This is a genomic window from Nitrincola sp., assembly GCF_048264025.1.
GTDB lineage: Bacteria > Pseudomonadota > Gammaproteobacteria > Pseudomonadales > Balneatricaceae > Nitrincola.
Genome location: NZ_JBLXDN010000016.1, coordinates 59,327 through 79,825, shown reverse-complemented (window position 1 = coordinate 79,825; position 20,499 = coordinate 59,327). Strand labels below are relative to the sequence as shown.

Annotated in this window: 15 protein-coding genes; 8 read left to right on the top strand and 7 right to left on the bottom strand. The window is 51.6% G+C overall.

Features of this window, described 5'->3' with window-relative positions; all coding sequences use genetic code 11:
• Nucleotides 1-4 precede the first annotated feature (4 nt).
• Genes ACN0R1_RS13025 through ACN0R1_RS13005 form a run of 5 tightly spaced genes read left to right on the top strand, consistent with a single transcriptional unit; the run spans nucleotide 5 to nucleotide 4,927 of the window.
• Nucleotides 5-787, top strand: coding sequence for an ABC transporter ATP-binding protein (locus ACN0R1_RS13025; protein WP_417583516.1), 783 nt, complete (start codon nucleotides 5-7; stop codon nucleotides 785-787).
• On the top strand, nucleotides 784-1,683 hold the full coding sequence (locus tag ACN0R1_RS13020; protein ID WP_151053465.1) for an MlaD family protein: 900 nt from the start codon (nucleotides 784-786) through the stop codon (nucleotides 1,681-1,683). The genes ACN0R1_RS13025 and ACN0R1_RS13020 overlap by 4 nt, the downstream gene beginning before the upstream one ends.
• Nucleotides 1,680-2,285: an ABC-type transport auxiliary lipoprotein family protein gene (locus tag ACN0R1_RS13015; RefSeq protein WP_151053466.1), complete on the top strand. Its 606-nt coding sequence runs from the start codon at nucleotides 1,680-1,682 to the stop codon at nucleotides 2,283-2,285. Before ACN0R1_RS13020 ends, ACN0R1_RS13015 begins: the two co-directional genes overlap by 4 nt.
• Before the next feature lie 42 nt (nucleotides 2,286-2,327).
• Nucleotides 2,328-2,756: a TIGR01244 family sulfur transferase gene (locus ACN0R1_RS13010; RefSeq protein WP_417583514.1), complete on the top strand. Its 429-nt coding sequence runs from the start codon at nucleotides 2,328-2,330 to the stop codon at nucleotides 2,754-2,756.
• 59 nt (nucleotides 2,757-2,815) lie between these two features.
• Nucleotides 2,816-4,927, top strand: coding sequence for a hypothetical protein (locus tag ACN0R1_RS13005; RefSeq protein ID WP_417583512.1), 2,112 nt, complete (start codon nucleotides 2,816-2,818; stop codon nucleotides 4,925-4,927).
• Between the two features lie 54 nt (nucleotides 4,928-4,981).
• Here the strand turns inward: ACN0R1_RS13005 and ACN0R1_RS13000 are convergent, their stop codons facing one another.
• Genes ACN0R1_RS13000 through ACN0R1_RS12990 form a run of 3 tightly spaced genes read right to left on the bottom strand, consistent with a single transcriptional unit; the run spans nucleotide 4,982 to nucleotide 11,908 of the window.
• The gene (locus ACN0R1_RS13000; RefSeq protein ID WP_417583510.1) at nucleotides 4,982-5,899 is read right to left on the bottom strand and encodes a transglutaminase family protein; all 918 of its coding nucleotides are present in this window, start codon (nucleotides 5,897-5,899) and stop codon (nucleotides 4,982-4,984) included.
• A gap of 42 nt (nucleotides 5,900-5,941) precedes the next feature.
• Nucleotides 5,942-8,551, bottom strand: coding sequence for a circularly permuted type 2 ATP-grasp protein (locus tag ACN0R1_RS12995; RefSeq protein WP_417583508.1), 2,610 nt, complete (start codon nucleotides 8,549-8,551; stop codon nucleotides 5,942-5,944).
• Between the two features lie 30 nt (nucleotides 8,552-8,581).
• On the bottom strand, nucleotides 8,582-11,908 hold the full coding sequence (locus ACN0R1_RS12990; RefSeq protein WP_417583506.1) for a DUF2126 domain-containing protein: 3,327 nt from the start codon (nucleotides 11,906-11,908) through the stop codon (nucleotides 8,582-8,584).
• Nucleotides 11,909-12,238: 330 nt separating this feature from the next.
• Here ACN0R1_RS12990 and ACN0R1_RS12985 point away from each other — a divergent pair, with 330 nt between their 5' ends.
• The 3 genes from ACN0R1_RS12985 to ACN0R1_RS12975 all read left to right on the top strand — a co-directional run bounded on the left by ACN0R1_RS12985 (nucleotide 12,239) and on the right by ACN0R1_RS12975 (nucleotide 15,390).
• Nucleotides 12,239-13,696, top strand: coding sequence for a circularly permuted type 2 ATP-grasp protein (locus ACN0R1_RS12985; RefSeq protein ID WP_417583504.1), 1,458 nt, complete (start codon nucleotides 12,239-12,241; stop codon nucleotides 13,694-13,696).
• A gap of 3 nt (nucleotides 13,697-13,699) precedes the next feature.
• On the top strand, nucleotides 13,700-14,680 hold the full coding sequence (locus ACN0R1_RS12980; protein WP_417583502.1) for an alpha-E domain-containing protein: 981 nt from the start codon (nucleotides 13,700-13,702) through the stop codon (nucleotides 14,678-14,680).
• Between the two features lie 65 nt (nucleotides 14,681-14,745).
• Complete coding sequence (locus tag ACN0R1_RS12975; protein WP_417583500.1) at nucleotides 14,746-15,390, top strand: hypothetical protein; 645 nt, start codon at nucleotides 14,746-14,748, stop codon at nucleotides 15,388-15,390.
• A 76-nt stretch (nucleotides 15,391-15,466) separates the two neighbouring features.
• Here the strand turns inward: ACN0R1_RS12975 and ACN0R1_RS12970 are convergent, their stop codons facing one another.
• The 4 genes from ACN0R1_RS12970 to typA all read right to left on the bottom strand — a co-directional run bounded on the left by ACN0R1_RS12970 (nucleotide 15,467) and on the right by typA (nucleotide 20,287).
• On the bottom strand, nucleotides 15,467-16,900 hold the full coding sequence (locus tag ACN0R1_RS12970) for a sodium-dependent transporter (protein ID WP_417583498.1): 1,434 nt from the start codon (nucleotides 16,898-16,900) through the stop codon (nucleotides 15,467-15,469).
• Nucleotides 16,901-17,015: 115 nt separating this feature from the next.
• Nucleotides 17,016-17,453, bottom strand: coding sequence for a D-aminoacyl-tRNA deacylase (gene dtd, locus ACN0R1_RS12965; RefSeq protein WP_417583496.1), 438 nt, complete (start codon nucleotides 17,451-17,453; stop codon nucleotides 17,016-17,018).
• Nucleotides 17,454-17,455: 2 nt separating this feature from the next.
• A complete protein-coding gene (pip, locus tag ACN0R1_RS12960; protein ID WP_417583494.1) occupies nucleotides 17,456-18,406 on the bottom strand; it encodes a prolyl aminopeptidase in 951 nt (316 codons plus the stop codon).
• Between the two features lie 72 nt (nucleotides 18,407-18,478).
• Nucleotides 18,479-20,287 carry a translational GTPase TypA gene (gene typA / locus ACN0R1_RS12955; protein WP_417583535.1) on the bottom strand — a complete coding sequence of 603 codons (1,809 nt, stop codon included), beginning with the start codon at nucleotides 20,285-20,287 and terminating at the stop codon, nucleotides 18,479-18,481.
• Between the last annotated feature and the right edge of the window lie 212 nt (nucleotides 20,288-20,499).

Genomic DNA, 20,499 nt, shown 5'->3' with positions numbered 1-20,499 from the left:
GGCTATGCTTGAGCACAATAAAATTGTTGAATTACAGGCCATAGCTACTCAGTTTGCGGACCATGTTGTCCATCATCAGCTTGATCTGACGATCTACCAGGGTGAGCGGGTGGCATTGGTAGGAGGAAGTGGTACGGGTAAATCAGTGTTGCTGAGCGAAATCGCGCTGTTGCGGGAGCCTGATGCCGGAGAGATTATGCTTTTTGGCCAGCCGGTGACTCAGCTTAGCGGTCAGGGATTGGCGGGACTGCGTAAGCAAATCGGCATGATGTTTCAGCAGGGCGCACTATTTTCTAGTCTGACAGTATTAGAAAATATCATTTTGCCCTTGCAGGAGCACCAACGGTTATCCCAGTCTTTACTGGAAGAACTGGCGATGCTAAAGCTACGCCTGACGGGGTTGCCAGAGCAGGCCGCACATCTGTACCCGCAGTCACTGAGTGGTGGTATGCTCAAGCGCGCTGCAGTAGCACGAGCCTTGGCTTTAGATCCTGCTTTGTTACTGTTAGATGAGCCAACGGCGGGACTGGATCCGGCGGGTGCCTCAGCTTTTGATGATATGTTGCTGGAGTTGCATGCCTCGCTAAACCTGACATTGATCTTGGTTACACATGACCTCGATTCCATTTGGCGTGTTACCGACCAAGTGGCGTTTCTGGGTGATCAACGCGTGCTGGCCAAACAGCCGATAGAAATGATGGTGAAGGATGAACATCCGGTGATTAAAGCCTATTTTGCCAACAACCGCGCTAAGCGTGCGGCGATAAAACTGGAGTCTACAGCATGAATCCACGCATAAACTATACGCTGGTGGGGGCGTTTGTATTGCTGTTAGTGTTGGCGGGAGTTGCGATGCTGGCTTTGATGACCCGAGATGACCGTCAGACTCAAAGACAGACGTATATCACCTATTTTTCTGAGTCGGTTGCAGGTCTTAATGAACGCGCCAGTGTGCGTTTTCTGGGGGTACCTGTCGGTGTGGTTGAACATATAGCCCTGGATAGAGCGCAGGAGGGGCGTGTGCGTCTTGAATTGCGCATTGATCCGGATGTGCCCATACGGGAAGGCTCCGTTGCGTCGCTGCAGAATCAGGGCATAACCGGATTGCTGTATGTGGAGATACGAAGCGGGGTTATTGACTCTCCTTTATTGGAGACCTCTGATAAAGAGCCGGCCGTCATTCAAAGTCAGTCTTCCAGACTGTTGCAAATTACTGAGGCATTAAATGAAACCCTGGATCGGTTTAATAAGCTGTCTGAAAACCTAAATCAATTGAGCGATCAATTGAAACAATTGAGTGATGAGCATATGCGTGCACAACTCAGTGATATGATGGTTTCAATCGCGAGTTTGTCGCAGACGGCTGAGCAGCAGTTGAGCCAGTTGGATCCCCAAGCCTGGGATGAATTGATTCGTTCCATGACCCGATTATCTGAATCACTTGCGCAGCAGAGCCAATCTTTCCCTGATGAGTTAGAGGCTTTTCGTGAACTCTTTGCTGATACCTTGGGCGAAACTAATCGGCAACTGGGTGCTATGTCCCGTGACGGTCAGGTACTGGCACGTGAATTGGTGCCGGTGTTGAGAGAAACCCGGGTATTGACGGAAACATTGGTGCGTGATGGCGATATACTGATTAGAGGTCCCGGACAAATTCCTGCAGGACCTGGAGAGCAAAAATGAAACTACTTAAAATAACTCTACTGTTGTTACTGGCGTCATTGGCTGGTTGCTCTGTGTTGCCGGAAAAAGGTCCTGCGCCGGTGCAGTTACAACTAATGCCGGTGAACGCAACTGAACATGCAACAGAGACGGTCTGGTCAGCGCAAAAAGGTACCTTGATCCTGGAAATGCCTCAGGCTACTACGGCTTTGAGTAGTCGCGCGCTGTGGTATCAGACTGGACAGCATCAACTGACTCCTTTTCGTGATCATATTTGGACAGAGCCGCTGCCTGAACAGATTGAGCGGATTGCTTCTGATTATCTCAGTGGCCGGCTTGACGGCGTAAATGTGCTTGTCGACCAGCCGGGTGTTGATGGCAATCATCGCCTGAGAATCAACTTGCAGCAGTGGCATCTGGATCAAACATCCCAGCGCCTGCTGGTCGTTATTCATGCGGATCTTCTTCGCGCTGATGGGCAGCCTGTAGTCAGTTGGCAGTGGCAGCAATCTGAAGCCTTGCCAGACGTCAGTGCCCAGGGGCTGGCTGCGGCTGGGCAGGTCTGGTTGCAAAAGTGGCTGGCTGAACTAGGTGATCGCCTGGAGCCTTATCTTGAACTATAGTGTATTGATATTGAATTATTATTTTTCCGCCGGAGGTTGTTAATGTCCCACCCCTTACCGCCTATGCGTCAATTGACTGAGTCACTTAAAGCTGCTGGGCAATTGACGGCTGAGGATGTTCAGGCACTTGCCGATGCTGGGGTGAAAACGCTGATATGCAATCGTCCTGATCAGGAAGAGGCGGGACAGCCAAGTACGGCTGAATTACAGGCATTGGCTGAAAGTCTGGGCATGCAGTGGTTTTATCAACCGGTGGTTTCCGGTCAGGTTATGGATGAACAGGGTGATGATTTTGGTCGTATACTCGATCAAGCCGCCCTACCTGTCGTGGCTTATTGTCGCTCCGGAGCACGTTGTGGCATGCTCTGGGCTCTAAGCCAGCGGTACAGCCTGGCTGGTGAACAGCTGGTAGCTGCGCTGCAGCAGGCCGGTTATGACATGCCAGATTTTTTTAAACGCTTAACACGCTGAACGTCAGGGAGCCTTTGGCTCTTATCCAATATTTCTCCGGACACTGATGTGAAGGTTACATGATACAGACGATCCCCAGTCCGCGCCCGGTATTCAGTGTGTTGGTGGCAGGCCATCGCCAACAACGCCTGGAGCGAAACTGGTTTACGTCTGAGTCTGGTGCTTTGAATGCTGAGCAGTTGCAGTCGAGTTTGCAACGTACACTACTATCCATACGTTCAGTCGCTGAGCAGGCCTTCCATGAAGGTGCAGAGGTGTATGCTCAAGAGCCTTTCAGCTATCGATTGCTGACGGGCGAAGCCTCGGGTATTGATAGCATGGCCGCACTACAGGCCAGTACTTGTGGTTATTCACTGCAGCGTATCACGCCCACTGACAGACAAAATACAGCGGCCTCATCTGCCGAGCCAACAGTTGTGTTGGGGATGCACTCACCGATACCGGATCAACCCTTGTCGCAGGATGATTACTCCCTGCGCGATGATCTGGCACTGAGTTTTGCTGATCTGCTCGTTGCTGTCTGGGATAAGCAGGAACCGATGTTGATTGCCAGTGGTACGGCAAGGGTTATCCGTTCTGCTTTGTTAAGGCGCAAACCGGTTGTGCTGATCAGTCCGGAGTCGCAGCAGGGCCGACCCGTGCTGATGTTGAGTCGTCAAGCGTCACTGACTGAAGCTCGCCTGCTGGAGCTGCAAACCCTAAGTTGCGATACTGAATTACTGCTGCGTTTTTTTTCTCCAGTTGAAAATGAAGCGTTGCTCAGTAATGCGCTACAGGGTTGGATGCAGTTATTACTGGTGCCGTTTATGCCAGCCATGAACAGCCAGTCAGTCGAGAACAAGCGACTGCAACAGATCAAGCAGCAGCAACCTGTATTGATTTATCTCTATCATTGGTTGGCCTACCTGTTCACTTTGGGGCGCCATCCTAAGCCTGTATCGTTATCCCGCTGGTTGTCCGGAGCCTATCTATGGTTGCTGGTGATGCTCAGTCCGCCAGAGCGATCTCAGGAATCCCGCTTGCTTGACTTGTTGACTCAGGAGCCACATGGCATCAGTTTGCGTGAGCGTCTGATCAGTCGGTTACATCTGTTTTGTTCCGCAATTGCACGTCTAAATCTGACTGATTTGAAAGCATCGCTAAGCCCTCCTGGCGCGATGGCTGGCTATCATAAGGTGATACCGCGTGTTGCAATCAATAATCCCATCAAAGAGCCTGACTTGGCTGCGATGTTCAATTGGGCTGAGCAACAAGCCAGTGTCTTCGGGCGACGGCACCGTGATGGCATCTGGATGATTTATTATGCGGCCGCTTTTGCCGTGTTTTGTGCCGTTGCGGGTGCCTTAAGCATCTGGCCTGCCAATCTGCCTGGGTTACTAATGGTTTGGGCCGTGTTTGAATTCGTTCTACTGCGTTTTATCGTCGGCCATGTACTACAAGCACGTTTCCGAGATTGGCATGGCCACTGGATGAGTTATCGCTATTTAGCAGAGCAACTGCGCTATCTACGCATTGGTTACCCACTGTTAGTATTACCACAAGCTTTTTTGCAGCCGATTTGGAGTCCAGCAGGCAAGCACAGGCAGGCGCAGCTCACGAGTGCTGAAAACTGGCTGCTTCAACGTACGCTGGTTGCTGAGGGATTACCGCTAAACCGTGAAGCGGCACCACGCTATCACCTGACGCAACATAATCCAGCGATGATTGACTACCTGCGCCAGGTGCTGGATGAGCATCGGCATTACTTTGCCCTTAGTCATCATAACCTCCACCGTGATCATCGTTATCTGCACCGTTTGGCATTTGGATTGTTTTTCATTACTTTTCTTGCCGTTACGCTACATTTTTTCGTAAAAATTTCCTGGATCCTAATTTTCACGGCTTTTTTTCCAGCCTGGGGGGCGGCGATACACGGTATTCTTAACCACAATGAAGTGGTGCGTATGTCGTCCCTGGCGGGTCAGGTATGGGGAAAGCTTAGTGTGCTCAGTGAGGCCTGTGATGATTTTCGTCAGCGCGCAGCCGAGCATGAACCTGTCAGTGCACAGCGACAGTGGCAGCAAACTCAAGAGTTGCGTGAATTGCTGGGTACCTTGACGCACATTCTCTCCGATGAAAATATGCACTGGCGATCATTGAATCGTCATAATCAGACCGATCTACCGGCCTGATTTTTTAGCTGTTCAGATGAATCGATAATCCATTTTGATGGCTTTCGTAGCTACTCAGAAGAGCTCCATCAGGTGTTTGTCGGTTAGTGGCGTAACATCAACAGCGACGGAAAGCTGATGTTTACCACCACCACTCATCACTCCTTTCAGAGGGGTTACATCGGCAAAGTCACGTCCCCAGGCCAGGGTGATATAGCGTTCATCTGCCAGGGTTCCATTAGTTGGATCTATTTCCAGCCAACCCCAGCCGGGAACGCCTACCGCCAGCCAGGCATGCGTGGCATCGGCGCCTTGCAGTTTGGGTTGTCCGGGTGCCGGGAGTGTTTCCATATAGCCGCTGACATAGCGAGCAGGCAGACCCAGTGATCTCAGGCAGGCAATCGCCAGATGAGCAAAATCCTGGCAGACCCCACGGCGGCTTTCAAGTACCTCCAACACTGGTGTGGCGATGGTGGTATGTTCAGGGTCATAGGTGAACTCAGTGAAGATCTGTTGGTTAAAAGCATAGACAGCATCTACCAGGGATGCCCCAGGGGTAAATGCTTGTCGGGCATAGTCGGCAAGCAGCTCATGGCAGCGGACAAAGTCCGAATCCAGCATCATTAAGCGAGCATCTGGCATCAGCAGCTTTCTGGCTGCGTTGCTGTCGGCTGAGCGTAATGCTTGTATCGCATCAGTCCAAGACATGGCGGCCGTATCCACTGGAGGGAGTTGACGCGGCAGCGTGGTGATCTGGCTGGTCAGCGTTACCTCCAGGCTGGAGTGGAGTTCCTGAATAGTGAAGTAGCTGACACGGTTGCCGAAAAAGTCCAGGCGCTCCCTGATTCTGATCGGTTGTGGACTGATGTACAGACGAGTATCAGTTACCTTTTGCCAAGGCAGGTCACGGGGTAATATACGCGCTTCGTTGTGGCTCAGCGTTACATCGTTGGTATAGTCATACCGGGTGGTATGGCGTAATTGATATTTCATAGGGGCGGTGGCCAGAAAATCGTAGTTATGATTATAGTAAACCTAAGATTGCATCGTCACTAGCTGAATAGGCGCCTCAACATGACTGAAATGACTGTGTGAAATAGCATTGGTCAGTTCTGACAGTGGCGCAATCAGGCTATCCAGTAGTGATTCGAGTGCCGCTCGAGAGGCTTCGCTGTTCTCAACATCACTAAGCTGATCAATATCGACTAAGTGTAGTGCGCTGGTGGCCTGGATTACCAGTCGTGTTTCTTGATTACGGTAAGGCGTGGAACCGGGTTGGGGTAAACGCTGGATCTGTCGTTCCAGGCGCTTGAGCATATAGCCTACTGAGCGTGGATTGGTTTCGTCAAACAGCAGCAGGTCCAGAATGGCAGACGGATGCAGTTGTGAACGGTAACGGCGCCTGTATACGGTGAAGTTGTCGGTAGTAGCTAGCACCACTTCACATAAGGGAATGCCCGGTTGCCGTGCACTTAGCAGTGCCAGTTTAAGGAGTTCCAGGGTGCAGAGTACCCGTTCTATAAAGCGGCCAATATCCAGGAATCGCCAGCCATAGTGATGTGGCATGGTCTCATTGCATAGCCCAAAAAAAGCCGCCAGGTCAGTTACTACGCCTTCCAGCTGCCGCTGTCCTACGATAATGCCTTGCGTGCGTGGCATATCATTAAAGCGCTGGCGCAGTCCATTAACTGTGCGCCAGGCATCATCACCCAAATGGTCCCTGACGGCCCTGCAGTTGCGCAGAAAGTGACTGAACAGCCAGGGCATGCCATCGGTGTGATGTTCTTCAAACAACTCCAGCAATCGATTGCGATAGTTCAGATAGGTGTGTTTGTAGCCAGGCAGTGGATCAGGTTCTGTCTGGTTTACTGGCGTGTCTGGATCTTCAGACAGCTCTACTTCCAATGCGGTGAACAGGTCGGGCAGAAGTCCGGAATCTTCCGCCGTTTGGTCTTCTTGCAGGAAACGACCGAGTGTTTCACGTAGCAATCGTGAACGTATGTCCAGACGTTCGCCGTAACGCCCCATCCAGAACAGGCTGTCAGCGACCCTGCAGGGCAAATCGTTACCATCGCGGGTAACGACAATCGGGCCATTGGCTTGTCGCAGCATGCTGATATGGGGTTGAGGTACTGGAGCCATGACCCAGATATCCTTGACCATGTGACTTTCCATCAGCAGAGTACCAGGTTCTCCTAACCAGGCCAGTCCACCCGGCATGATGCGATAGAGCCGTTTGTCAGGGGAGGAAAATAGGTGGTCAGGTTCAATCAGACTGAAGAAACGCAAATTGATGTTGTGCGCTTCGAATTGATCAGAACGGGTGTTGTATACGGGAGAGGTGGCCGCTTGCAGTTTGGCTTGGGCCACATAACGGTGAGGGTTAGTCTGGATGGTTTGTAGCAGTTGAGCCAGAGCACCGGCTGAGAGTTTATCCGTGCGAATGAGTTTGGCTGGCTCGGTAATGTCACGGTAAAGCCACTGCTGTGGTGATGTGAGTATCCTGGATAAATGCGCGGCATCACCCGCCCAGAGGGTTGGCCGATTTTGTAATATCAGCGATTCGCCCAGTAAACGCTGGCAGATTTCATCCATATAGGCGGCCAGTGCGGGATGTTCCAGGATGCCGGTACCCAATGCATTGGCTATTTCAACATCACCATCACGAGCGGCCTGCATCAGACCAGGGACTCCTAGCAAAGAGTCACCGCGCAGTTCCAGCGGGTCGCACCAGGGGTCATTTATTTGTCGGACAATCACATCCACCTGGCGTAATCCACCCAGGGTACGCATAGACACATGTCCATCCCTGACAACCAGATCGGCGCCCTCAACTAAGGAAAAATTCATGTAGTTGGCTAGCCAGGCATGTTCAAAGTAGCCGGGGCTGCCAGGGCCAGGTGATAAGAGTACGATATTGGGTTGTTCGCGTTGCGTGGTGCATAGTGACGCCAAGGCTCGGTGTTGTGCCTGTAAAAAGCCCGCCAGACGCTTCAGCGGAGCTTCCCGGTATAAGCTGGGAAGTGCGCGCGCGAGGGTGATGCGATTCTCCAGTGCATATCCAGCACCGGAGGGTGATTGTGTCCAGTCACACAGCACCAGCCATTCGCCTTCGGCATTTCGAATCAGGTCGGTGCCATGAAAAATCAGCATGGGACGCGCCTGGCTGCCTGTTGCATTCACAGCCGGTAACAAGTAGCTAGGAAAACTATGGATCAGTTCAGGGGGGAGTAGCCCGGTGGTGATCAAGGTGCGTGGGCCGTAAAGATCCTGTGCGATGGCTTCCAGTAGTCTTGAACGCTGCATCAGGCCGCGCTCAAGATGATCCCAGGTTTCAGTGCTGATGACATAGGGAAGACTATCCAGTTGCCAGGAGCGCAGTTGTCCGGGTTCATCTTCATAGGTGTTGAAGGTCACCCCGTTTTCATGCAGTAAGTTCTGCGCCTCATCACAGCGGCTGCGCAGACCTTCGCGGTCAAACTTGGAAAGCTCGTCCAGTACTGGCTGCCAGTGCGCGCGAATGCGTTGATCAGCATTCAGCAATTCATCATATCCGGCTAATGACTGGCCACCTTGGATACGCTGTTGCAGATAAGCCTTCAGGCGTTGCTGCATGTCTGTGTTGAGTGAGTTCAGGTCTGACATTGCATCACTACTTGGTTGAAAAACGACTTATCATATATCAGTTGCACCGGGTTTGCTGTGGTTATAGCGAAGATCCAGTGTGTGCGGGTATTCACCGGTAATGGCCTCAGGGGGGATGCTCACCTTGCCCTGGGTATGTCCCTGTGCCCAGAAACGCGCTAAGCGTCTGGCTTCAGCTTCATTGGCATTCACCGGGAAGCTTTCATAATTACGCCCTGCCGGGTGAGATACATGGTAGGTGCAGCCTCCCAGAGAGTGTTGATTCCAGCTGTCAATCAGGTCAAATACCAGGGGTGCGTGAACGGGAATCATTGGGTGCAGGGCCGAAGGTGGCTGCCAGGCACGGTAACGTACACCGGCTACCGCTTCTGAGTTAACGCCGGTGGGTTGTAGCGGAACACGCCTGCCGTTACAGGTCAGAATATGGCGTGCCGGATTAAAGCCAAAGACTTTTACCTGCAAGCGCTCAACAGATGAATCGACATAGCGTGCGGTGCCACCGCCACTGACCTCTTCTCCAAGCACATGCCAGGGCTCAATGGCCTGGCGTAATTCGATTTTGACTTGATCGTAGATGACTTCACCGTATTGCGGGAAACGAAACTCCAGGAAGGCGGCAAACCATTCAGGATTAAAATCAAATCCGTGATTGCGTAGATCATCCAGAACATCCAGCAGGTCGGTCCAGAGGTGGTGTGGCAACATCCAGCGATCATGCAGCTCGGTTCCCCAGCGCACTAATTTTTTGCGGTAGGGGTCACGGGTAAAACGTGCTACGAGTGCCCGGATCAACAATTGCTGCATCAGACTCATGCGTGCATGCGGTGGCATTTCAAAACCACGTAACTCCAGTAGCCCGAGACGGCCGGTCGGGCTGTCAGGTGAATAGAGCTTGTCGATGCAGAATTCAGCGCGGTGGGTGTTGCCGGTGATATCCGTGAGCAGATTACGAAGTAAACGGTCAACTATCCAGGGTTGAGGCACCTCACCCGGCGGCATTTGCTGAAAGGCAATTTCCAGCTCATAGAGGGCTTCATGGCGTGCTTCATCAATTCTGGGTGCCTGGCTGGTAGGCCCCAGAAACATGCCAGCAAACAGGAAGGACAGACTTGGGTGGTGCTGCCAGTAAGTAATCATGCTTGTCAGCAGAGCCGGACGTCGCAAGAAGGGAGAATCGGCTGGTGTGGCACCACCCAGGGTGACATGGTTACCGCCGCCTGTTCCGGTATGGCGTCCATCCAACATGAACTTTTCAGTACCCAGACGGGCCAGGCGGGCCTCTTCGTAAAGTCGGTGGGTGGAGTTGACCAGTTCACGCCAAGTGCGGGAAGGCATGATATTCACTTCGATCACACCTGGATCCGGTGTGATCATGAATTTTTCAATACGCGGGTCAGCTGGTGGTGGATAGCCTTCCAGGCAGACAGGCAGCTCCAGTTCAGCGGCAGTATGTTCTATCTGTACCAGTAGTTCCAAATAGTGTTCCAACTCCGCCAGTGGCGGCATAAACACAAATAATTTGCCTTCACGAGGCTCAACACAGAGGGCTGTATGGATGATTCTGCTCTCGTCAGCATCAGGGTGCTGCTCTTGGCGTAACTGTGCCTCAGGGCGCTCCAGGGTGGGCTCCTGGTGCAGCCAGGCACTGTAGCGGCTGGCAATTTCACCATGTAGATCCGGTAATGGTGGCTTGACCTCAAATAAAGAGGCTGGGTGGTGCTGTTCTTCCTGTCCGGCCAATGGCAGCTCGCTCAACGGCAGACGATAGCCCATCGGAGAATCCCCAGGAATCAGATAAAGTTGTCGACGTCGGACCGGCCAGTCTCCTGAACGCCAGCGGTTCTGTTTAAGATCACGTCCAAGGGGCAGGGTGAAGCCAGTGATTTTATCCACGCCTTGCTCAAGCAGGGTGGCTAGTCGACGGCGGTTTTCATCACTCTTTAGATCTTCTTTACTGAGATCAATGTCCACAGGCTGTTTACGTTCCAGCCACAGATAATAGTAGGCATCCTCATAGCAGGGGATCAAATGCTGCGGCTTCAGCCCGAGACGTGTTGTCAGGGCTGTGGCGAATTGACGGGCATCCTGAGCATCCAGACGATAATTTTTGTGGATGTCGGCCAGCCAGCGATCTTCCTTCCATATGGGCTTGCCATCCCGACGCCAATAACAGGCCAGGGCCCAGCGCGGAAGTGACTCACCAGGGTACCACTTGCCTTGCTGATAGTGGATTAGGCCGTTGGGAGCAAAGTGGGGCCGTAATCGCTGCAACAAAATTTCAGCTAAGCGGCGTTTATTCGGCCCTTGTGCGGCAATGGTCCACTCCTCTGCATCCATATCATCGATAGAGACAAAGGTGGGCTCGCCGCCCATAGTTAGGCGCAAATCTTCCTGTTCCAGTATCTGGTCAACACGTTCGCCTAGTTGGTCTATCGCTTGCCACTGATCATCCGTGTAGGGTTTGGTAACACGTGGATCTTCATGGATACGGGTGACTTCCATGGCAAAGTCAAAGGTCACCTTGCAGGGTTCCGATGTGCCGGTGATGGGTGCTGCGCTGGAAGGAGAGGGGGTGGCGGCCAGAGGAATATGCCCTTCCCCAGCCAACATGCCAGACGTTGGATCAAGGCCTATCCATCCAGCACCTGGGATGTACACTTCGGTCCAGGCATGCAGGTCGGTAAAGTCGGTGTCAGTTCCTGATGGGCCATCCAGTGCTTTGAGGTCGGCTTTCAACTGAATTAAATAGCCGGAAACAAAACGAGCGGCGAGTCCGAGGTGGCGTAAAATCTGGACCATCAGCCAAGCTGAATCACGGCAGGATCCCAGCGCCTTCTGCAAGGTTTCTTCAGCCGTTTGTACGCCTGGTTCCAAACGGATGGTGTATTCAATATCTGCTGCCAGCTTCTGATTTAATCCGACCAGAAAATCCACGACAGCGGCAGGTTCGGTTGAAGTCTGTTTGACCCATTGGGTTAACAAAGGGCCTGATTCGGTAATCTCTAAGTAAGGGCTAAGCTCTTTACACAGTTCTTCAGGGTAGCTGAAGGGAAATAAATCGGCGTAATCTTCCAGAAAAAAATCGAACGGATTGATCACTGTCATGGGCGCAATCAGTTCTATATCCACTTGAAGGCGGCGGATTTTTTCTGGAAAAACCAGTCTGGCTGAATGGTTGCCGAAGGGGTCCTGTTGCCAGTTAATAAAATACTCACCACCAGACACCTTGAGTGAATAGGCGTCGATCGGTGTGCGGCAATGAGGCGCAGGGCGCAGCCTGATCAAGTGTGGTGATAGGTGCACCGGTTTATCAAAGTCATATCGGGTGGTGTGCTTCAGTGCAACGCGAATCGTCATGATCTCTTACCCTGCTGAAAAGATAGGCTTTCAGAATCTATGATGGTTCATCAGCAACAGATATGCCAGATATAACCTACCTGGTCATTAATAAGCTATACCTAAGAGACAATCAGGCTTAGGCTGAGGCTGGTATGCGGAAACCAAGCATGGCAAACGCTCCATTTGGTTGCATTTTGTGCACTATTTAAGTGCAATTGGCGCCTTTTAAGTGCATGGCGGCTTAGCTGGATCTATTCACTTCAGAGTATAGGGCCTGATACCACTGAGCTGGTACAGCAATTGCAAATAAAACTCTATCGGTATGATGACAACAATGGATAACACGCTATGACGAAAGTGAACTGGCAAGATTATGCGTGCAAAGATTTTTACGATGAGTTGATTGCGGCGCCTGGACAGCCTAGAGCCGAAGCACGCATGTTGTGTGATTACTTTGAGAAGCTAGCATCGGCAGAATTGACAGAGCACCGGCATGCCGTTGATGTGGCCATACAAACCATGGGTATCACCTTTACGGTGTATACCGAAGGCAGCATGATAGACCGCGCCTGGCCTTTTGATCCGGTGCCACGCATTATTCCCCGCACAGAATGGGAGAAAACGGCTGCTGGTCTGCGTCAGCGGGTAGAGGCACTGAACTTGTTTATTCATGATCTTTACCATGATCAGCGCATTATAAAGGATGGTGTTCTCCCGGCCGAAGTATTGGCTCAGTCAGTGAATTTCAGACCCCAGTGTGTGGGTATTTCGCCACCGCATAATGTCTGGGCACATATCTGTGGCTCAGATCTGGTCCGAGACAGCGACGGTACGCTCTATGTTCTGGAAGACAACCTGCGGGTGCCTTCTGGCGTGTCTTACATGCTGGAAAACCGCAACGTTATTAAACGGGTATTACCTGAAATGTTTGCCACTGGGCGTATCCAGCCGGTAGATGATTATACCGATCAGCTGTTTGATATGCTGGCGGCTATGTCGCCGCGCCCCGGTGATGAGCCGCAGATAGTGATTTTGACACCTGGCATCTACAACTCGGCCTACTATGAGCACTCCTACCTGGCACAGCAGATGGGGGTCGAGCTGGTCGAGGGTTCCGATCTGCTGGTCAGTGATGATGACTATGTTTACATGAAAACGGTTGATGGCCTGCAGCAGGTGGATGTTATATACCGCCGCATCGATGATATGTTCCTCGATCCAGAGGTTTTCAATCCTGAATCCACCTTAGGTGTGCCCGGGCTGATGCGGGCCTGGCGGGCTGGCAAGGTGGCCCTGGCCAATGCGCCGGGTGCTGGTGTGGCTGATGATAAAATTGTGTATGCCTTCGTGCCACAAATTATTCGTTATTATCTGGATCAGGAACCCTTATTGCCTAACGTGCCCAGTTATCTGTGCATGATTGAAAAAGACCGGGAATATGTCCTTAATAATCTGGATAAACTGGTGGTGAAACCCGCCAATGAGTCGGGAGGTTATGGCATGCTGATCGGTCCACATGCCAGCAAACGTGAACGCAAAGCCTTTGCCGAATTGATCAAGGCTGATCCGCGTAACTACATGGCGCAACCCACCTTAAAACTGTCAACGGCACCGACACTCTGCGGGAATGCCATGGAACCCCGTCATATCGATTTGCGTCCCTTTATCCTGTCTGGCGGTGATTCGACTTATGTGACCATGGGTGGATTGACCCGTGTTGCTATGACCAAAGGGTCGCTGGTGGTGAATTCGTCGCAGGGGGGTGGCAGTAAAGACACCTGGGTTGTTGATGTGAGAGAGGGTTAAGCCATGTTATCTAGAGTTGCAGAAAATGTGTATTGGTTAGCCCGTTACCTTGAGCGTGCAGAGGATACGGCGCGTCTGATCAGTGTTAATAGCCATTTGTTGTTGGATTTCCCCCGCGCCACCCGTCTGGGCTGGGCTACGTTGGTGACCATTACTGGCAGTGAAGACATATTTGAAAAGTATTATTCGGAGCAGGATGAAGCCAGTGTATTGAGCTTTTTGTGTGGTGATCGCCGCTACAGTGGGTCAATTATTTCATCGCTGGCTGCGGCGCGTGAAAACCTCAGAACTACGCGGGATGTAATGCCTCGACGTATCTGGGAGGAAGTAAATCAACTGTATTTAACGATCAGTAGTCAGGTAGAGTCCGGCATCACTTCGCGTAATCGTGATACCTTCTTGAACCGTGTCATTCGCAGCTGTGAAGCAGTCAATGGCATGATCGCGGGAACGCTCAGCTATACGCAGACACGCACTTTTCTGATGTTGGGTCGGCAGATCGAACGCGCCGATATGACAACAAGAATAATCGATGTGCGTTCAGCTAATCTGTTGCCGCGCAATTCGGATGACTTTACCCCGTTTGAAACCCTGCAGTGGGTTAGTGTGTTGAAGTCGTTGACCGGCTTCCAGATGTACCGGCAGCATGTGCGTCTGCGGGTGCGCGGACCGGATGTGTTGCGCTTTCTGCTACAGGATCAGCGCTTCCCGCGAGCGGTGGCGTGTTGCTTCACACGTATCAGTCGTGAGTTGGATACTTTGCCAGGTGGCGCCAATGCCATTGCAGCAGCAGAGCACTGTTTGCAGCACCTTACCCAGGCCGATGTTTCTCTGTTGGCTTCTGAACCTGAGAGTCTGCATGCATTTATTGATGATATTCAGGTCGATATCAGTCAACTGCATAATCAAATAGCGGATACCTGGTTTCGTTTGGTTGAAGAAAGTCGCGTGCTGGCTAAGCTTACTCAATCTCAAGGAGGGTAGCTCAGGCTCGACAGTCACGGTTACTTGGATGACAATAGCCTTTTATTTTGTAAAGGAGTGTAAGCATGGCTATTGAGGATGTCCGAGTAATCAAACGGGCGGCATTAAGTTTTCTCATTTTGGTGTCGGGGATGCTGTGGGTGCCTGTAGCTGTGTTGCTGGATGTGGAAGTCATCGGACACGGCATGCCAGAACTGAGCGTCACTGAAATCAGTCAGGAAACGGCTTTGCTGCTGTCTAGTGTGTTGATGTATGCGTTGGTGATTAAACTACCAAAGCAACGCGGATTTCTATTGCTTGTGGCGGGTATGTTTCTATCGATGTTTTTGCGTGAGCTGGATTACCTGTTTGATAAGATTCGCCATGGCTTTTGGAGATACCCAGTAGCTTTAGTCGTGTTGTTGACCTTTGCTCTGGTCGCATTATTCAGAAAAAACCTGGTGCCAGCTATGGCTGAGGCAACACGTTCCGTTCCCTTTGCTTATATTTTGGCAGGCTTGGCAATCGTGTTGTTTTTCAGTCGCGTTTTCGGAACAGGTTCATTTTGGGAGGCTATTCTGGATGCTGGCGCGGGAGTCGATGCTCCTGCGCTGGTGAAAAATGCCGTGCAGGAAGGAATGGAATTATTGGGTTATGTGGTAATTCTGTATGGCAGTGCGCTGCTTTTTCTACAGCATCGCCAGCCGATTCAGCGCGAATTTGACCTGTAATACGAGTCTGTAGTTGTAACTAAGAGCGCTAAAACCAAAAAGCAGGCCTTGGCCTGCTTTTTGGTTGCTTCAATGATCAGCCACGCTGAACAAAGGTTCTTCCTGCCGTAAATGCTCCAATCAACAGGACTGATCCCAAAGCCGGAATCAGGTAGCCATCAATCTGGGGAATGGTGCGAAGGAAGACAAAGGCCACAGCAGTAGGTGCAACAAATCGCACCAGAAACTGCCATATACTGAACCAGTCTTCGTTAGTTGACATTTCCCGTATCACTTCTTGTCGACTCAGTGCCCAACCCGCAAAAAGTGCAATCAGCAGTCCGCCCAGTGGCATCATGATATTGGTAATAAACTCCAGTACATCAAAGGGCGAACGACCAAAGAGTTGATGGCTGAAGCTATCTTCCGACCAGATATTGAAACTGAATACGGTAAGCAGGCCGAGTAACCAGCACAGGCTGATCATGAGACCCACTGCGACTGGGCGGCTCAGACCAAAGCGTTCAACCAGGTAGGCCGCTACAGGCTCAACCAAAGAGATAGCCGAGGTTAGCGCGGCGCCGATCACAAGAATAAAGAATATGCCACCGATCAGCCAGCCGGCAGGCAGTTCGGCAAAGGCAATCGGCAGGGTTACAAACATCAACCCCGGACCCTGTCCTGCTTCCAATCCACTGCCGAATACCAGCGAGAAGATGGCTATACCGGCTAGCAGCGCAATGGCTGTATCGATAACCGCGATGGAGATGGCGGTGCGGGTCAGTGAGGCTTCGCTGGACATGTAAGCCCCGTAAGCCATGATGGCGCCCATGCCCAGACTCAGGGTGAAGAAGGATTGTCCCATGGCCTGTAGCCAGCCTTCCAAGCTCAAATCGCTGAGGTTGAAGGTAAACAAAAAGCGCATGGCAGCGACTGCGTCACCGGCAACAATGCCATAGCCCAGCACAATCATCAGAATGACAAACAGTGCAGGCATCATGAATCTCAGGCCGCTTTCAATACCCTTGTGGATGCCCAGTCCAACGATCAGGCCGGAAGCCAGGATAAACAGGGTGTGATAGGCCAAGAGTAAGCCCGGTGAGGCCAGTAGTGCTCCAAATGAGTTGCTAATCGTGTCAGCATCGGCGCCCACCATGGATCCGGAGAACATCAAGCCAGCGTAATGAATTGCCCAGCCGGCAATGACAGAATAAAAACTCAGGATAATAAAAGCGGCAAAGGCGCCCATCCAGCCGATAGCACGCCAGTTGCGACTGGTATTATGCGACTCGGTCAGATATTTCATACCCATAATCGGGCTTTTACGGCTGGCACGACCCAGCAATGACTCGGCAATCAGAATGGGTATCCCTACTAGGGCAATAGTCAGTGCATAGACCAGAATGAAAGCACCGCCACCGTTTTCTCCGGTCAGGTAGGGGAAGCGCCAGAGGTTTCCAAGGCCAACAGCTGAGCCAACGGCTGCCAGTAGAAAGGTCCCTTTATGGGTCCAGATTTTAGGTGAACTCATAGATGTGAATTCCAGGGTTAATTAGATAAAAAAGTTAATTAGACGAAAGACTAAATCAGGGCGGAAATTCTACAGGAAACTGTCTGACGAGTCAGGTAGCCAATGCGCATCCATCTTAGCTTTGCAGCAAAAAGGTGACCGGGCCGTCATTACACAGACTGACTTGCATGTTAGCGCCAAACCGGCCAGAGGCAACCGGGCTATGTAGGTCCGTGGCCTGCTGGACAAAATAGTCATAGAGTTGCTCGCCTAATGCCGGAGTTGCCCCTTGCGAAAAGCCGGGTCTAAGTCCCTTGCGGGTATCGGCGACCAGGGTGAACTGAGACACAATCAACAGGCCTTGGCCGGTTTGCTGCAGACTGAGATTCATCTTGCCATCCTGATCGGAAAAAATACGATAATTCAGTGCTTTTTGTAGCAGTTTATCCGCCGTTTCACGGCTATCCTGCTTTTCTACACCCAGTAGCAGTAAAATTCCCGGACCTATCTCTCCGCAGCATTGACCGGCTATATCAACCCTGGCATGGGTGACGCGCTGTATTAAGCCTTTCATGTTCAGGCCCTTTGGTTAGCGAAGCGATCGGTTGCACGGATCAGGTTATCGGTAATGCCGGGCTCGAAGGCCGAATGGCCAGCATCGCGGATGATGTTGAATTCGGCATGGGGTAATCGCTGCTGCAGTGCAAAGGCTTGCTCAATTGGGCAAACGACATCATAGCGGCCATGCACCAGGGTTATGGGAATATCCTGCAGTTTATGGGCCTCATCCAGGAGTTGTCCAGGGCGCATAAAGCAGCCATTCATAAAGTAATGGGCTTCGATGCGAGCCATCGCCAGGGCGACATGGGGTTCACCAAAGTGGGTGGCAATATCGGTGTTGGGGTGCAGGGTAGAGCAGCGGCCTTCCCAGATGGACCAGGCCTTGGCGGCTGCCATACGAGCGATTTCATTATCAGCCGTAAGTCGCTGATAATAGGCAGTGAGCAGGTCATGCTGTTCTGCGGCAGGAATGGGTTGCAGAAAGTCAGCCCAGTAATCCGGGAAAATAGCACTGGCGCCTTGTTGGTAAAACCAGTGGATATCCTGCTGGCGGCACAGAAATATACCCCGCAGAATCATGCCGCTAACCCGATCAGGATGTGCCTGGGCATAGGCCAACGCCAGGGTTGAACCCCAGGAGCCGCCAAATAACAACCATTGCTCAATCCCCAGGTGTGCCCGTATAGACTCCATGTCGCTAATCAGATCAGTGGTGGTATTGTTTTCCAGGCAGGCATGCGGTGTTGAACGCCCACAGCCGCGTTGGTCAAACAGGATAATACGGTAGTGGCCAGGATTAAAAAAACAGCGGTGTGTTGGTGAGGTTGCGCCCCCAGGTCCCCCATGAATAAATATCACCGGAATACCTTGCGGGTTACCACTCTCCTCCACGTAAATCTGGTGGATCGTGTCCACATCGAGTCGATGTTCGGCGTAAGGGGTAATGTCAGGGTAGAGGGTGCGCATGCTCGACGGCTCCTGAGGGTACTTTCAAACAAAAAAAAGGCAGCCCGGAGGCTGCCCTTAGTTTAGCAAGCCTTACTTTTTATTGCGCTTACGCTCGTTCTCTTTCAAGAGTTTTTTGCGTATGCGGATGCTGTTTGGTGTGACTTCTACCAATTCATCATCTTCAATAAAGTCGAGCGCTTGTTCCAGTGAGAATTTAACTGGGGGAGTCAGTACGATGTTTTCATCCGTACCTGACGCGCGCACGTTGGTCAACTGCTTGCCCTTGGTGGGGTTGACCACCAGGTCGTTCGAGCGGCTGTGAATACCTATGACCATGCCTTCATAAACTTCAACGTTAGGCGGTAAGAACAGACGGCCGCGCTCCTGCAGGTTAAACAGGGCAAAACCAAGTACTTTACCATTGACCATGGAGACCAGTACGCCGTTCTGGCGCTCGCCCATGTCGCCGTCTTTAACGCGACCATAGTGATCAAAGATAGATGTCATGATACCGGTGCCCGATGTCATGGTCATAAACTGGCTGCGGAAACCGATCAGACCACGGGATGGGATCATAAAGGTTACGCGTATGCGTCCTTTACCATCCACTTCCATATTGGTCATGTCGCCTTTGCGTTTACCCAGCTCTTCAATAACAGATCCCTGGTGCTGTTCTTCAACATCCAGCATCACCAGTTCGTAGGGCTCACGGATTTCACCGTCAATCACTTTCTGAATAACTTCCGGACGGGAAACACCCAGTTCGAAGCCTTCACGACGCATGGATTCAATCAGCACCGATAGATGCAATTCGCCACGACCTGATACTTTAAATTTCTCTGGTGTTTCGCCTGGCTCAACCCGCAGTGCCACGTTATGAATCAATTCACGTTCCAGACGCTCCTTGATATTACGGCTGGTAACAAACTTGCCATCTTGGCCGGCAAAGGGTGAGTCGTTGACCTGGAAGGTCATGGACACTGTTGGCTCATCCACCGACAAGGCCGGCAGGGCTTCAACACAGTTTGGATCGCACAGAGTATCAGAAATATTCAGCTGCTCCAGGCCGGTGATACAAACGATGTCACCCGCTTCCGCTTCAGATATTTCAATACGCTCGAGACCATGGTAACCCATAATCTGCAGCACGCGGCCGGAGCGCAGCCCAGCATGGCTGTCAATGACTTTAACCTGGGTATTGGTTTTCAGACGACCACGAGTGATACGCCCAACACCGATAACACCCACGTAGCTGTTGTAGTCGAGTGCGGAGATCTGCATCTGCAATGGACCGTCAGGATCTACGCGAGGTGGATGTACATGCTTGATAATGGCTTCAAACAGCGGCGTCATATCCTCGGCCATGTTTTCATGGTCCAGGCCAGCGATGCCATTCAGGGCTGAAGCATATACAACCGGGAAGTCGAGCTGTTCATCCGTAGCACCCAGGTTGTCAAACAGATCAAATACCTGATCCATAACCCAATCAGGTCGGGCACCAGGACGGTCTACTTTATTGATGACAACGATCGGGTTCAGACCTTGAGCAAAGGCTTTCTGGGTTACGAAGCGGGTCTGAGGCATAGGACCATCAACCGCATCTACCAGTAGCAGAACGGAGTCTACCATGGAGAGTACCCGTTCAACTTCACCACCAAAGTCGGCGTGTCCCGGTGTGTCTACGATGTTGATACGGTAGTCATTCCACTTGATAGCCGTATTTTTGGCCAAAATGGTAATGCCACGCTCACGCTCCTGGTCATTGGAGTCCATGATGCGTTCTGCACTTTCATCGCGACGAGTCAGAGTGCCTGACTGCTGCATTAGCTTGTCCACTAGTGTGGTTTTGCCATGGTCGACGTGCGCGATGATGGCAATGTTTCTGAGGTCTTCGATCACAGGTGTGTTCCAGGTTTCTTTGTAAAGCGCAGCATTATACGCCAGTAACGCCGAACAATCGATGAAAGTTTGTGCAGTGTTTATTTTCAAAATGGTGCACTGCGATAGCGCAAGATTTCACGCTTTGGCGTAGTATTAACAAGTCAGTGCACACTATCAGAACTCCAATTGCCTTTGCGCACCAATATCGTGCCTTTTGATGTTAATGAGCA

Coding starts and splice junctions, on each gene's coding strand:
- ACN0R1_RS13025 (WP_417583516.1), top strand. CDS start 5: ATGCTTGAGCACAATAAAATTGTTGAATTACAGGCCATAGCTACTCAG.
- ACN0R1_RS13020 (WP_151053465.1), top strand. CDS start 784: ATGAATCCACGCATAAACTATACGCTGGTGGGGGCGTTTGTATTGCTG.
- ACN0R1_RS13015 (WP_151053466.1), top strand. CDS start 1,680: ATGAAACTACTTAAAATAACTCTACTGTTGTTACTGGCGTCATTGGCT.
- ACN0R1_RS13010 (WP_417583514.1), top strand. CDS start 2,328: ATGTCCCACCCCTTACCGCCTATGCGTCAATTGACTGAGTCACTTAAA.
- ACN0R1_RS13005 (WP_417583512.1), top strand. CDS start 2,816: ATGATACAGACGATCCCCAGTCCGCGCCCGGTATTCAGTGTGTTGGTG.
- ACN0R1_RS13000 (WP_417583510.1), bottom strand. CDS start 5,899: ATGAAATATCAATTACGCCATACCACCCGGTATGACTATACCAACGAT.
- ACN0R1_RS12995 (WP_417583508.1), bottom strand. CDS start 8,551: ATGTCAGACCTGAACTCACTCAACACAGACATGCAGCAACGCCTGAAG.
- ACN0R1_RS12990 (WP_417583506.1), bottom strand. CDS start 11,908: ATGACGATTCGCGTTGCACTGAAGCACACCACCCGATATGACTTTGAT.
- ACN0R1_RS12985 (WP_417583504.1), top strand. CDS start 12,239: ATGACGAAAGTGAACTGGCAAGATTATGCGTGCAAAGATTTTTACGAT.
- ACN0R1_RS12980 (WP_417583502.1), top strand. CDS start 13,700: ATGTTATCTAGAGTTGCAGAAAATGTGTATTGGTTAGCCCGTTACCTT.
- ACN0R1_RS12975 (WP_417583500.1), top strand. CDS start 14,746: ATGGCTATTGAGGATGTCCGAGTAATCAAACGGGCGGCATTAAGTTTT.
- ACN0R1_RS12970 (WP_417583498.1), bottom strand. CDS start 16,900: ATGAGTTCACCTAAAATCTGGACCCATAAAGGGACCTTTCTACTGGCA.
- dtd (WP_417583496.1), bottom strand. CDS start 17,453: ATGAAAGGCTTAATACAGCGCGTCACCCATGCCAGGGTTGATATAGCC.
- pip (WP_417583494.1), bottom strand. CDS start 18,406: ATGCGCACCCTCTACCCTGACATTACCCCTTACGCCGAACATCGACTC.